Raw genomic sequence first — 13,443 nt, 5'->3', positions numbered from 1 at the left:
TAGCGAAGCTCTCCCAACATTATTGAATCCGCTGCGTAGGAAAGTTCATTCCGTATCAGCAGATGGTGCTTACGACACAAAAAAGTGCCATGAAGTATTGCAAAACAAGGGTTGCAAACCTCTCATACCTCCCAGAATAAATGCTGGTTATTGGGAAGAGGGACACCCTCGAAATGAAGTGGTCGATGCACTTAAAAACGATTCGCTAACTCAATGAAAAACTGACTCTGGCTACCACGACCGTTCAATCTCTGAGACGGCAATGTCCCGATATAAAGGACTGACTAGCGGCACATTGAGCTTGAGATGTTATAACGCTCAAGTTGGTGAGGCGTTAGCAAACGTCAAAGCAATGAACAAAGTTCTAGGACTAGGTATGCCTATTAGAAACTAACAGGTAAGTTCCGTAGGATAGATACGTCCTTTAGCTGATTTGATCAACAACGCCAAAGGAAACACTCAAACGAAAGAGCAATTGCATAAGGTGATTGAGGTAACAATACATTGTAGAGATGTTTGAACAGCGATAATCTAAACTTTGATAAAGACGGCAAACCAAGGAATTGTATGTTGTATTGCGCTAACTCGACGCTTTTGTACTCCATGAAAACACAAATACATAAGATCGCTTTGCTCGTACAGCGAATAACTAGCTTTGCTGTGAAAGGGACTTTGATTGCTGCTGGGATTGCGTCGTCGTGGGCCTCTGCGGCAACTTTTGAGCTTCCTCCGAAGGAGAGCCGTATTGTTGGCCGGATACAACAGCATGAAGTTGCTGCAGGTGAAACGTTAGCCATCATTGCCAAGCAATACGATATCGGTTTTCTCTCTTTAATGGCGGCAAATAAAGGCGTTGATCCTTTTCTTCCCCCTGAAGGTTACGTGCTAAGTATTCCCAGTCGTCTCATTCTTCCTGATACCCCAAGAGAAGGGATAGTGATTAACTTGGCTGAGCTTAGGTTGTACTACTTTGAGCCAGAGAAGAATCAGGTGCACGTATTCCCCGTTGGTATTGGCCGGATTGGACGTGACACCCCTGAGATGATCACCAAGATCAGCCAAAAGAGACCAAACCCGACCTGGACGCCGCCTAAGTCAATCCGTGAAGAGTATCTAGAAAAAGGTATTGAGTTGCCGAAAGTTGTTCCTGCAGGAGCAGAAAACCCTCTAGGTGAGTACGCGCTGCGACTTGCGTATGGAGCGGGGGACTACCTGATACATGGCACCAACAAAGACTTTGGGATTGGTCTGCGGGTTAGTTCCGGTTGTATTCGTATGGAACCTAAAGATATTGAGTGGCTTTTTGAGCAGGTGAGCCGCGGTGAGCAAGTGACGATTATTAATGAGCCGATTAAGGTCTCGTTAGAACCAGATCGAAGCGTGTTTGTTGAAGCGCATGAGCCATTAACTCGAAGTGACGGTTCTAAGAAATCACTACAAATCCCTGTTGAATTGAAGTGGTGGCTGGAAGATGCAGATTTGCCTAATTCAAAAGCCAAAGCGGTTATCTTTGCGCAAAATGGTGTACCTGTTGAAATCGCTCCACCGGTGATTGAGTTTTAACGCACTTCTTCTTATCTGAGGCAGCTGCTCTACTAGATTCACAAATTCTCCCTAAAAAACAAAAGCACCACATCTGTGAAGAGGTGGTGCTATCAATTTACTGCTTTTGCGACTTATTTAATCTACAGCTTAATCGCGCTTAAATATCAAACTACTTAGTGTAAGACTCAGCGATGTTGTCGATACGGTCGTTAGCACGATCCGCTTCTTCTTTTGCTGCCATAGCGGCTTCAGAAGCTTCTTGAGCTTTCATTTCTGCTGCTGCTTTATCACTCTTAAGTGCTTCAACTTCACTTGTAAGCTGAGCGACTTGGTTAGTTAGTTGATCCATTTCTGACACTGCAGCTTCTTCTGGCTCTGAAGAACAACCAGCTAGAATGAAAACTGAGGCTGCAGCTGCGATTAACGTCTTATTCATAAGAACTCCTTGCTTATTTAACATCAAAAGATGCGCTATACATTCTTTATCATATAGTCGCTTCATTAATGATTGTAGCGACTAATTTTTTAAGCGCAAAAACAATAACTAAAGAAATTGCTAAATTTTTGAGGTAATTAGCTGAGCATCACGTTCTGTCTCACTTATGAGATGGCTTATTTTGAAGAGCTTTGTCTTTGGTTTAATGGAGGCAGCCCTTTGTTGTCAACGCATACAATGCTCTAAACAACTTTGTTGGTAAGGATAAATTTACTGTGATCTCTATCCTTATAAAGCATTTTCGCGGTATCATGTCGCGTTAAAATAATTTTATTCAATACCATCATGACTGGAGAGTCCTTTGCACTTTAAAGATTTAGGCTTAGATAACCGCTTACTGAAGAACTTAAAACATTACGACTTTAAGAAAGCGACAGAGATCCAATCGAAAGCGATCCCTGTTGCTATTGCCGGTAAGGATCTATTGGCTTCATCAAAAACGGGTTCAGGTAAAACATTGGCGTTTGTTTTGCCGATGATTCACAAAGCATTAAAAACCAAAGCGTTTTCTGCTCGTGATCCTCGTGGTGTAATCTTGGCTCCTACTCGTGAGTTGGCTAAGCAGGTATATGGCGAACTACGCAGCATGCTGGGTGGTCTGTCTTACGAAGCGACTCTTATCCTAGGTGGTGAGAACTTTAATGATCAGGTTAAAGCACTTCGTAAATACCCTCGTTTTATCGTAGCGACTCCTGGCCGTTTAGCCGATCACCTAGAGCATCGCTCGTTGTTCCTAGATGGTGTTGAAACCCTGATCCTTGATGAAGCAGACCGAATGCTTGACCTAGGCTTTGCACCTGAACTGCGCTGTATTGCGAATGCTGCTAAGCACCGCCGTCGTCAAACCTTGATGTTCTCTGCAACGCTTGACCACGCAGAAGTGAACGATATTGCTAATGAGATGCTAGACGCACCTAAGCGCATTTCAGTGGGTGTTTCGAATGAGCAGCACCTTGATATCACGCAGAAGTTCTACCTGTGCGATCACTTGGATCATAAAGAGGCGATTTTAGATCGCGTTCTGGAAGAGGCTGAGTACCGTCAGGTTATGATCTTCACGGCAACTCGTGCTGATACTGATCGTCTAACCGACAAGCTTAACGAGAAGAAACTAAAAGCGGTTGCACTGAGTGGTAACCTAAACCAAACGCAACGTAATGCCATCATGAGCCAGTTTGAGCGTGCGGTTTACAAGATTCTAGTAACAACAGATGTTGCGTCACGTGGTATTGATATTCCAAACGTGAGCCATGTTATCAACTTTGATATGCCTAAGCATACCGAAGAGTACGTTCACCGTGTTGGTCGTACAGGCCGAGCTGGTAATAAAGGTGATGCAATCTCTTTGGTTGGTCCAAAAGACTGGGACAGCTTTAAGCGCGTTGAGCTTTACCTACAGCAAGATCTTAACTTCTCAGTTCTTGAAGGACTTAAAGGTAAGTTCAAAGGCATCAAGCCTCGCAAACCAGCCTTCAAGAAGAGCGGTCCAGCTAAGAAAGCGGGTAAACCTCAAGCTAAGAAGACAGCGAAGAAACCAGTTAAACGCGATAAGAGTTTCCACCAAAATGTGGCTGTGGGTGATAGCGTGTTTATCCCTAAGAAGAAAGTAGCACCAAAAGTGGACGACGAGTAATCACTCGTTAGCCTAAAGGCTTCTTGATAAAACTCAGATAAATAAAAACCGCCTAAATAGGCGGTTTTTTTGTATCTGCAATTTATGTAAGCCACTGATACTTAGTATTTCATTTGGTATTTGAAGATACAGATCAGTCGCTAATTCACTAGAAATTAAAGGTAGAGAACGAATAGGCCAAGATATGGTCGGCAATATACTTGTGAGTAGCGGTAGTAGGATGTGTTACGCCCCAAAATACATAGCTATCTGAACCATAGGTCGCACAGTCATTGGTTAAGCTATGGCTTCGTAAGTAGTCGGCAGCGGAGCTTCTATTGATATCTAGGCAAGCATCACTCGCATTTCTAAAGCCATGCTGTTGTGGGTTGTCGGTGATGCTTGCGAACAACGCACTTGCATCGAACAGCACCACATTTTTCCCCATGTTTTGGTAATACTCGGCCTGTGCTTTGATGAACTGATTGAACTCAATGATCTTGCCACGAACCTTAATGATCTCTTGTTCGGTCGAGTACTTGAATTGAGGGGCCTTAGTTGCATCTGGCAGTGTGAATAACAAGATATTGTTAGCACCAGATTCTGTTAAGCGGATGAGAGCGCTGCTGAAATCGGCTTTAACATCAGCGACTTCTCGGTCGTAATTCATAAAGTCATTGAGCCCAAACTCCAAAGTAAACAGTGAGTTTTCTGGTCGATAGTTTTTGGCGACTTTCATGTAAGTTAAGTAAGAAGTGACTTGGTCATATACACCAGTCAACGCGACGTATTGATTGGTACCTGCTGCACCACCTACGGCCCAGTTATATAAAGGGACGTCTTTGGCTTTTGCTAGATATTCTGTCCAGACTAAGCCATTGGAAAAATGCCCTAGAAACCACGAGTCCGCGTTCGGGAAAATCCATTGAGAACCATTAAATAAGTTACCAGTATCAGAAAGACTATCACCAAAAGTAACGATGCGATTAATGGTATTGGCTTGAACTACGTTATCGTTGGTCCAGATTGAATGGTTGTAAGAAAAGCGGTTGTCTGCCGCAAAATAAGTGATATCGGCAACGTCGTGTTGGATATCGAGTGTCTGTTCACAACGCTGTTTGATTTCAGATTGTGGGGTATCACTGTAAAACATATTTTTGAATGAGACGGACGACCACCAATATCCGTTGATCGTGTAATAATCCCCGTTTTCTTTTTTCGCCCATTTCCAATCTGTGGCCGCTGAGTCATGAGATGCATCGGTGCGATACCAGCATCGGACGTAAGAGTAGGTTTCCGAACCTTGTGTACTGAGTAATTCAGTCGAGGTAATGGATTCAGGTGTTGGTGTTGAATTTTCAGCAGCATAGGCACCAAAAGGTACGGTTAACGCGAGTATCAAAGCCGTGTATTTCATCACTATGTTCTCTTTTTATGTGTAGGTAAGCCGAATAAACGTTGTTTTTTGTTGATAACTGAGTAAACAAATTACTCGGACGACCTATATCGATAATTGATGGTTCTCGTCAATTTATTCATAACGCCTGTGTTTCATAACTGGCATAAGCATCAAACTTCCAACGACTTTTTGGTTCTTGTTCTTGGGACTTAAAAGTCAATAATTAACACGCCATATTGGATAAATGTCATTTTAATCAATATCTTATTGTTAATTTTATTGTTTATTCTTCACCTGCTTAATGTTAATCCCGATTGTTTATTTCAAGTTCAACATCACAAATCTCGAGTCACTATTTTTGGTTTTATAAAATTATCACCTACGTTTTTTGTACTCATCAGAGGTCTAACTTGTTTAAGGAAAGAGCATTGAAAAAGATATTAATTTGGACAATTGCCTGCCTATCCAGCATGGGTGTCTATGCAGGAACGAGCGCATCGGCGTTAGAAGTAAGTGGATACACTGAAACCAAATATCCCATTGTGTTGGTGCACGGCTTATTTGGGTTTGATACGTTAGCGGGTGTGGATTACTTCTACGGAGTGCCTGAATCCTTAACCAAAGATGGCGCGAGCGTATACGTTGCACAGGTATCAGCGACGAATAGTTCAGAGGTTAGGGGAGAGCAGTTACTGGCTCAAGTCGAAACACTTCTAGCCGCAACCGGAGCAAATAAGGTCAACCTTGTCGGGCACAGTCATGGTGGCCCTACGGCGCGGTATGTGGCCTCAGTGAGACCAGACCTTGTCGCATCGGTAACGAGTATTGGTGGCGTTCATAAAGGTTCAAAAGTGGCTGATTTAGTCCGTGGAACGGTACCTGAGGGTTCAGTTTCAGAAGGGATTGCAGTTAAGTTGGCTGGTGGTTTGACGACACTCATCAATCTACTGTCCGGTGGTTCTGATCTAGAACAAGATGGCTTGGCATCATTAGAGGCGCTGACCACAGAAGGCTCTCTTGCTTTCAACCAGTTTTACCCTGAAGGGGTTCCAACCTCAGCATGCGGTGATGGTGAGTGGCAAGCCAGCAACGGTGTTTATTACTACTCATGGACAGGGTCTTCCACTTTTACCAACCTTCTGGACCCGACCGATGCGGCGATGACTGTACTTGGATTAGCGTTTAACGAACCAAATGATGGGCTTGTTGGAGCCTGTAGTGCTCACCTAGGTAAAGTGATTGGCGATGATTACAAAATGAACCATCTGGATGAGATCAATGGTTTGCTGGGCATTCATCATTTGTTTGAGACTGATCCGGTGACATTGTATCGCCAGCACGCTAACCGATTGAAGTTGGCGGGCTTGTAGTCTGTTCTGATGATTCATTAACACCATAAGGAAAATATAATGACTAAGGCCGCCATTTTTTCGATAACCACGATAGCCCTGATGAGTGCAGCGGCGGTCTTTCTTTTATATCCAGTGGAAGAGGGCTTAAACCCAAGTAATAACAAGCAACAAAGCATCTCCTCATTGAAAGTGAGTTCTCAACAAGATACCGATATTGATAGTGCATCGGCAAAAGACACTATGGACTACTTTGTATCTGGACAAACAGAGCTAACCCTTGAAGATATTCGCAGCAACGTTGCTCAACATCATGCTCAATCACAAGGTGCTATTGTCGACGAGGCCTTGTTTGCCAAATATCTTGACTACAAATCGGCATTGACGTCATTGGACGTCCAGTTCGATCCCTCCTCGATCTCTGTCGATGATCTACAACGCTTAAACCTAGCCTTACTCGATCTTCAGGCTCAGTTTTTTAGCCCGAGTGAGATAAGTATTTTATTTACTCACGATAACCAAATGAGGGAAATTGCCCTAGAAAAGCTTCGATTGAAGCAAGAAGGGTTGAATGAGCTGGAGTACCAACAACGGTTAGATTCTTTAATCTCTGAGCAAGCCGATTATGTTCAAACAAGTCACAAGAATCAGGTGTTACTTCAACAATTATCCAATTCTGAAGGGCTTGATCAGCAAGAGAAATATTTGAAGCGAAATGAACTAGTGGGTGATGAAGCGGCGCAAAGGCTTGAAGTACTGGACCAACAAAGAGCGGATTTTGAAGGTGCTTTAGAAATTTACTTAGCGGAACGAAAAGATATTTTAGACGACACTGGGCTATCACAGGCCGAACGACAAGAGACAATTGCGGACCTAAGAGTTGCCCACTTTCCTTCAAAGCAGATCAGAAGAGTCGAAGCGATAGAACGAATTTGGGATGCAGAGCTTGAGTAGCGAGGTTCGTTTAATGAAAGAGACTATGAATAAAGAACCAGTCACGAGTGACTGGTTTTTTGCTACGAGGTGGGTTGTTTCGACTATAAAGTCAAACAACAAGTCTTAAACCTTAAAGAAGCCCAACTGTTGCTTCTGTTGCTCGGCAAGGTTGGATAACTCATGGCTGGCAGCAGCAGCTTGGGTAATGCCGGTTACGTTCTGGCTTACCAAGCTGTAGATGTTTGAGATATTGCGGTTGATATCTGACGTTACTTGGCTTTGCTCTTCGGCTGCAGAGGCTACTTGAGTGTTGATTTCCGTCATGTCCGTTACCGAGTTAGCGATACCAGAAAGGGCGATACTCACTTCACTAGCAAGCGCTTGGTTTTGCTCTAGCATAGCCAGAGAGTTGCTCATGCTTTCATTAGCGTTGCCAGATTGAATTTGCAAACCTTCGATAATGGTTTGGATCTCTTTGGTTGAGTCTTGAGTACGTGCTGCTAGCATTCGAACTTCATCGGCAACCACCGCGAAACCACGACCGCTTTCTCCCGCACGCGCCGCTTCAATAGCCGCGTTAAGCGCAAGTAGGTTGGTCTGTTCCGAGATGCTTTGAATCACTTCAATCACTTTACCAATCTGTTCAGAGTGTTCTTTCAGTGTTCCGACAACGTTCGCTGCTTCACTAAGCTGAATGGCCATTTGCTCATTGGCTTTGTTGCTTTCGTTAAACAAACTCATGCTATGCGTTGCCATCTCGTCAGCTTGCTTAGACGCCGAATCTGCTTGAACGGCATTCTCGTTAACGTGAGAAGCTGTGCTCTCCAATTGATTCACTGCTGAAGCAACTTGCTCGACTTCTTGCTTCTCTTGATCTGAGTTCGCGCTTGATTGCGTCATTACCGCTGCTAGCTCTGTGGAAGCAGAAGCGACTTCAATACTGATTCGAGAAAGTGAACTTACGGTGTCACGTAGTTGGTCTACCGATTGGTTAACGTCTTTTGCTAGGCGAGAGATTTCGTTATCGCCGTACTCTTCAGCTTTAACTAACAAGTTACCTTTAGCAACTTCACGCATGGCTGCTTGAATATTACTGATAGGTTTAACAATGATGCTTGCGAGTACCCAGCTGATGCCTAGTGCGACTGAAAGGATAACCAACAGAGCTACCGTTGCCGTATCCAGTGTATTGGTGTGTTGCTGACCATTGATGTCTACTTCTTGCGTTGCAAGTAAGTTGAGCTTTTTAGATAGGGTATTGATGGCTTGTACCATCTCGTTACCTGCATGACGGTATTGGTCAATGGCCACTTGGTAACGTGTATCGAAGTCAGAAGACAGAGCTGAATTACCATGTTTTGCCTTCAATAAAGGAAGCATTGTTGTACGAGAAAAGTCGACATAGTGATTCATCGCCTTACTCATCGCTGCCACTTCGTCTTGCATTCCCGGCACAGTATTTAGGGAGTTCAATAGACGAGTGTTCAGGTCACGCTTTTCATTAAGAGTTTGAACCAAGGTTTTCACATCATCTGCATTGAATAAGCTGTAGATCGCTTTGATGCGCATACCGTAGCTGTTGTCGACGATTTCGCTGAGTTCTTCTTTATGCAGTATCAACTGGTCTGTTGCGATAGATACCTCTTTAAAGGCATTTTCTAGTTTGTCACCACCGATAATAACCCCCGTCAAAAGCAATACGACGGAAAAGAGTACAGGTATTAGTATTTGTATTTTTATAGATAAGCCACTGAGAAGTTGGCGCATGTAATGTCCCTCTTTGAATAAATAAATGAGCAGAAGCAATTGTTATTATTGTTATTAGTGGGTGATTCTAACTTCTGAGAATGACAATTCAATCAGTAATAGATTCGATTTAGATATATGCGATAGGTATTTGATAAATATTGATTATTTATCGTTCAATTGAGCCTTTTAACCTTTGTAAAGGTAAGGCTAATAAGGGCAGGGCTGGCCATGTTCTACGTAACGAACAGCAGTGATGGTTAATTACGCAGGTTGTTTTAATTTGGTTGGAATAAATACTTAGTGCTTATAGAACAAGGTAATGTATTACTTTGAAGGCATCTAATAAGGAGAAAACAAGAAAATAAATTGCAGTTGTCATATAGGCTTCAATTTAGTGAAACACAACTGTCACATTCGGATTCTAAAGTGGGCACCGTTCAAGCAAACACAACATTACGGCAATAACGCCACTAAAGGAAATTTGTGATGAAAAAGACAGTTATCGGTGCAATCGCACTTCTAGGCGCTCTAACAGTGAATACAGCTTCAGCTAAAGAAACTATCTCTGTAGTTGGCTCTAACAGTGCTTCTCCACTGGTTGAAGTTTTTGCAGAAACCTACATGAATAAAGGCGAACCAGTGTTCATCGAAATTCAAGCTCCAGGTTCTTCTGCAGGCATCAAAGCAGCAAAAAATGGAAGTGCTGACCTAGGTATCTCTTCTCGTGACCTTAAAGAAGAAGAGAAGTCTGCTGACCTGAAAGAGCTAGTTATCGCTCGTGACGGTATCGCAGTTGTTGTAAACCCAAATAACGAAGTATCTGCTCTTACTGCTGAGCAAATCACTTCAATCTACAAAGGCGACATCACTAACTGGAAAGATGTTGGTGGTGCAGACAAGCCAATCGTAGCAATCACTCGTGATACTGCATCTGGTACACGTGGTGCATTCGAAGACATCATGAAGCTTAAGAAGAAGATCGGCGATAAGAAAGTATCGGCTATCTCTCAACGTGCACAAGTTGCTAACGGTAACGGCGCACTTAAAGTTTCTGTAGCAAGCAACCCATACGCAATCGGCTTTATCTCTCTAGGTACAGTTGACGAATCTGTTCAAGCTCTAACTATCGACGGCGCTGAAGCGACTGTAGATAACGTTAAGAACGGTTCTTACAAAGTTGCTCGTCCTTTCCTAGTACTTTACAAGTCTGGCGCTCCAACAGCTGAAACTCAACAGTTCCTAGACTGGATGGTTGCAGACGAAGCTCAAGCTATCGCTGGCAAGAAAGGCTACATCACAGTTAACTAATCTTAACTGACTCACTTTAAATTATTGCTCAGCCTGACTTTAGGCTGAGCCTTTTCTTTCAACTTTGGTTATTTCGAGCTCTTTTTGAGCCACAAAGTTTGAGATTTTATATATGACCATCGCAAATAGTGAAAAGCTTATGAATACTGAAGCGACTCAAATCAATAAGCCGAGTCTGCGCACTAAAAAGCGCATTGACTGGAGAGAAAGAATCTTCCACGGCTTGTTCTTATCGAGTGCTGTAATCGGCATCGTATCACTAGCCGTTATCGCTTACTTTATCGTTGCAGAGAGTATCCCTGCATTCCAAGAGGCCGGTGTTTCTGGCATCGTTTTGGGTGTTGACTGGTTACCTCCAGCTCTATTCGGTGTTGCAACCATGATTGTTGCATCGATTGTGTCGACACTAGGCGCTGTAGTTGTTGGTGTACCAGTAGGTGTATTAACCGCTATTTTTATTGCCGAGATTGCTCCTAAGCGTCTGGCAGATATTATTCGTCCAGCAGTTGAACTTCTAGCGGGTATTCCGTCGGTTGTATACGGCTTCTTTGGTCTAGTAATTATCGTTCCAATGATTCAGAACATCTTCTCTGTACCAGCGGGTAACACCATTCTGGCAGGTATCATCGTTCTGGGTATCATGATTCTTCCTACCGTTATTACGGTTTCTGAAACTTCGATTCGTGCAGTACCACGCACTTATAAAGAAGGTTCACTTGCACTGGGTGCTTCTAAAATCTACACGATTTTTAAGCTGCTCGTTCCTGCTGCTCGTTCAGGCATTATGACAGGTGTTATTCTCGGTATCGGTCGTGCACTTGGTGAAACCATGGCAATCATCATGGTGATGGGTAACGCTCCAGCAATGCCAGAAGGTATTTTGGACTCGGCTCGTACACTAACAGCGAACATTGCGATTGAGATGTCTTACGCAAGTGGCGTTCACGCAAATGCACTCTACGCAACCGGTGTTGTACTTCTAGTGTTCATCATGATGTTAAATGGTGCTCTACTTTATCTTAACCGTGAAAAATCGAAGTAAGCGGGGATGAGTAATATGGATCTCGTAAAACTAAAACAAGCCCGTCAAACTAAAGATAACATCCTAAAAGGTTTTATCTGGGCGGCAGCAGCAGTCACTGTTGGCTTCTTATTCTGGATTATTTGGTACATCCTATCGAACGGTCTGCAATACGTAGATTGGAACTTCATCACTGACGATTACACTCGTACTGGTGAAGAGCGTGGTATTTTCCCAATGATCATCGCCACGATCTACATGGTAATTGCATCGATTGCCGTTGCAGCACCACTGGGCATCATGACGGCAATCTACCTAACTGAATATGCGAAAGTTGGTAGCCGACTGGTTAAAGCGATTCGATTCTGTACTGAGTCTCTAGCGGGTATTCCGTCGATTATCTTCGGTCTATTCGGTATGACCTTTTTTGTATCGATTCTTGGCCTTGGCTTCTCGATTCTATCGGGTGCACTAACGCTAAGTATCCTGATTCTTCCTGTAATCATTCGTACTACAGAAGAAGCATTGATGGCAGTACCACAAACTTACCGTGAAGGCTCATATGGCCTTGGCGCTTCAAAAATCTACACTATCTGGCGTTTGATCTTACCAAGCGCAATGCCAGGTATCTTAACTTCGGTCATTCTTAGTATTGGTCGTGTAATTGGTGAATCAGCGCCTGTGTTCTTAACAGCAGGTATGGTGGCACGTGTTCCTGAATCTGTATTCGATTCTGGCCGTACACTAACGGTTCACTTATATAAGCTGACAACAGAGCTATTTACTATCGATGAGTGGAACCAAGCCTACGGCACGGCGACAGTCCTAATCGTATTGGTTCTCTTGATCAACATGGTTACAAAACTGATTGCAAGACGCTTCAACACGGCAACTTACTAAGCTCACTAGCTACTGGCTCAACAATAAAGAGAGCCCCCGTGATAAAGAAAGCATCAAGTTAGGCACGAATTTAAGAATTTAGAGATTACGAACATGAACAAATTTGATATTGAGAACCTAGATCTGTTTTACGGCGACAACCAAGCGCTTAAATCTATCAACCTGCCGATTCCAACTCGTCAGGTGACTGCTCTGATTGGCCCGTCTGGCTGTGGCAAATCAACACTATTGCGTTGTTTGAATCGCATGAATGACCTAATTGAAGGCGTTACTATCAAAGGTAAGCTGGATATGGATGGCACTGACATCTACGGCAATATCGATGTGGCTGACCTACGTATCCGTGTAGGCATGGTATTCCAAAAGCCAAACCCGTTCCCAATGAGCATCTACGAGAACGTGGCATATGGCCTACGTGCTCAAGGTATCAAGGACAAAAAGCACATCGATGAAGTGGTTGAGCGCTCGCTACGTAGTGCAGCACTGTGGGATGAAGTCAAAGACCGTCTTAAAGCGCATGCATTTGGTCTGTCTGGTGGTCAGCAACAGCGTCTATGTATCGCACGTACCATTGCAATGGAACCAGATGTAATCCTGATGGATGAACCAACATCGGCTCTAGACCCAATCGCGACACACAAGATTGAAGAATTGATGGAAGATCTGAAGAAAGACTTCACTATCGTTATCGTAACGCACTCAATGCAGCAAGCGCGTCGTATCTCAGACCGTACTGCTTTCTTCCTAATGGGAGAGCTTGTAGAGCATAACGAAACCAGTGTTATCTTCAGCGAACCAAAAGATGATCGTACTAAAGGTTACGTAAACGGTGACTTTGGTTAATCTACGATTTACGTGTGGTATTTAAGCGATTAGATACCTTTACACACTAACTGAAACGCAGGTTAGATAATCGAACAGAACAACAGAATTATCACTATAACTATAAGCGATGGAAGTTTTGCCCCACTTTAGGTGGGGCTTTTTTATGTGTCTAAAAAAGCCCCAATGTCGATGTGATTTTGGGCAGAGAATCCCATTTTTGTCGTCCTTCTCATGCTTGTGATAATGTTAAAGGTGAAACTGCGACCCGCTTAACATCTCATTTTTACTTACATTGATTGCATA

Annotated in this window: 11 protein-coding genes and 1 pseudogene; 9 read left to right on the top strand and 3 right to left on the bottom strand. The window is 43.5% G+C overall.

Translation table 11 applies throughout. The annotated features are described in order from the left end of the window. Both L1D55_RS21920 and L1D55_RS21915 read left to right on the top strand, forming a co-directional pair. Positions 1–394: pseudogene (locus L1D55_RS21920) on the top strand (transposase); the annotation flags it as partial. Between the two features lie 173 nt (positions 395–567). Continuing rightward, the gene (locus tag L1D55_RS21915) at positions 568–1,563 is read left to right on the top strand and encodes a L,D-transpeptidase family protein (RefSeq protein WP_239918829.1); all 996 of its coding nucleotides are present in this window, start codon (positions 568–570) and stop codon (positions 1,561–1,563) included. A 151-nt stretch (positions 1,564–1,714) separates the two neighbouring features. Here L1D55_RS21915 and L1D55_RS21910 read toward each other — a convergent pair whose 3' ends face one another. Beyond that, on the bottom strand, positions 1,715–1,981 hold the full coding sequence (locus tag L1D55_RS21910; protein ID WP_004737730.1) for an Lpp/OprI family alanine-zipper lipoprotein: 267 nt from the start codon (positions 1,979–1,981) through the stop codon (positions 1,715–1,717). 361 nt (positions 1,982–2,342) lie between these two features. On the opposite strand from L1D55_RS21910, the gene L1D55_RS21905 reads away from it, so the two are divergent. Further along, on the top strand, positions 2,343–3,674 hold the full coding sequence (locus tag L1D55_RS21905; RefSeq protein WP_239918828.1) for a DEAD/DEAH box helicase: 1,332 nt from the start codon (positions 2,343–2,345) through the stop codon (positions 3,672–3,674). 148 nt (positions 3,675–3,822) lie between these two features. Here the strand turns inward: L1D55_RS21905 and L1D55_RS21900 are convergent, their stop codons facing one another. Beyond that, on the bottom strand, positions 3,823–5,070 hold the full coding sequence (locus L1D55_RS21900) for an SGNH/GDSL hydrolase family protein (protein WP_239918830.1): 1,248 nt from the start codon (positions 5,068–5,070) through the stop codon (positions 3,823–3,825). 410 nt (positions 5,071–5,480) lie between these two features. On the opposite strand from L1D55_RS21900, the gene L1D55_RS21895 reads away from it, so the two are divergent. Then, positions 5,481–6,422, top strand: a complete 942-nt coding sequence (locus L1D55_RS21895) for a triacylglycerol lipase (RefSeq protein ID WP_239918827.1) — start codon at positions 5,481–5,483, stop codon at positions 6,420–6,422. 39 nt (positions 6,423–6,461) lie between these two features. Next, a complete protein-coding gene (locus L1D55_RS21890) occupies positions 6,462–7,355 on the top strand; it encodes a lipase secretion chaperone (RefSeq protein ID WP_239918826.1) in 894 nt (297 codons plus the stop codon). 105 nt (positions 7,356–7,460) lie between these two features. Here the strand turns inward: L1D55_RS21890 and L1D55_RS21885 are convergent, their stop codons facing one another. Continuing rightward, complete coding sequence (locus L1D55_RS21885; RefSeq protein WP_239918825.1) at positions 7,461–9,104, bottom strand: methyl-accepting chemotaxis protein; 1,644 nt, start codon at positions 9,102–9,104, stop codon at positions 7,461–7,463. A 468-nt stretch (positions 9,105–9,572) separates the two neighbouring features. Here L1D55_RS21885 and L1D55_RS21880 point away from each other — a divergent pair, with 468 nt between their 5' ends. The 4 genes from L1D55_RS21880 (at position 9,573) to pstB (ending at position 13,158) form a co-directional block, all read left to right on the top strand. Then, the gene (locus L1D55_RS21880) at positions 9,573–10,394 is read left to right on the top strand and encodes a phosphate ABC transporter substrate-binding protein (RefSeq protein WP_102424660.1); all 822 of its coding nucleotides are present in this window, start codon (positions 9,573–9,575) and stop codon (positions 10,392–10,394) included. A 112-nt stretch (positions 10,395–10,506) separates the two neighbouring features. After that, the gene (gene pstC, locus L1D55_RS21875) at positions 10,507–11,436 is read left to right on the top strand and encodes a phosphate ABC transporter permease subunit PstC (RefSeq protein WP_128165038.1); all 930 of its coding nucleotides are present in this window, start codon (positions 10,507–10,509) and stop codon (positions 11,434–11,436) included. 15 nt (positions 11,437–11,451) lie between these two features. Continuing rightward, positions 11,452–12,315 (top strand): phosphate ABC transporter permease PstA, encoded by an 864-nt coding sequence (pstA, locus tag L1D55_RS21870; protein ID WP_032498030.1) that lies wholly within the window; start codon positions 11,452–11,454, stop codon positions 12,313–12,315. 93 nt (positions 12,316–12,408) lie between these two features. Then, a complete protein-coding gene (pstB, locus tag L1D55_RS21865; protein ID WP_004737715.1) occupies positions 12,409–13,158 on the top strand; it encodes a phosphate ABC transporter ATP-binding protein PstB in 750 nt (249 codons plus the stop codon). Positions 13,159–13,443: the final 285 nt, after the last annotated feature.

Source organism: Vibrio sp. Isolate22 (genome assembly GCF_022398115.1).
Taxonomy (GTDB): Bacteria; Pseudomonadota; Gammaproteobacteria; order Enterobacterales; family Vibrionaceae; genus Vibrio.
The sequence above is the reverse complement of the archived record's forward strand: the minus strand, read 5'-3'. Positions and strand labels throughout refer to the sequence as shown.

Coding starts and splice junctions, on each gene's coding strand:
- L1D55_RS21900 (WP_239918830.1), bottom strand. CDS start 5,070: ATGAAATACACGGCTTTGATACTCGCGTTAACCGTACCTTTTGGTGCC.
- L1D55_RS21890 (WP_239918826.1), top strand. CDS start 6,462: ATGACTAAGGCCGCCATTTTTTCGATAACCACGATAGCCCTGATGAGT.
- pstC (WP_128165038.1), top strand. CDS start 10,507: ATGACCATCGCAAATAGTGAAAAGCTTATGAATACTGAAGCGACTCAA.
- L1D55_RS21885 (WP_239918825.1), bottom strand. CDS start 9,104: ATGCGCCAACTTCTCAGTGGCTTATCTATAAAAATACAAATACTAATA.
- L1D55_RS21915 (WP_239918829.1), top strand. CDS start 568: ATGTTGTATTGCGCTAACTCGACGCTTTTGTACTCCATGAAAACACAA.
- pstA (WP_032498030.1), top strand. CDS start 11,452: ATGGATCTCGTAAAACTAAAACAAGCCCGTCAAACTAAAGATAACATC.
- L1D55_RS21910 (WP_004737730.1), bottom strand. CDS start 1,981: ATGAATAAGACGTTAATCGCAGCTGCAGCCTCAGTTTTCATTCTAGCT.
- L1D55_RS21880 (WP_102424660.1), top strand. CDS start 9,573: ATGAAAAAGACAGTTATCGGTGCAATCGCACTTCTAGGCGCTCTAACA.
- pstB (WP_004737715.1), top strand. CDS start 12,409: ATGAACAAATTTGATATTGAGAACCTAGATCTGTTTTACGGCGACAAC.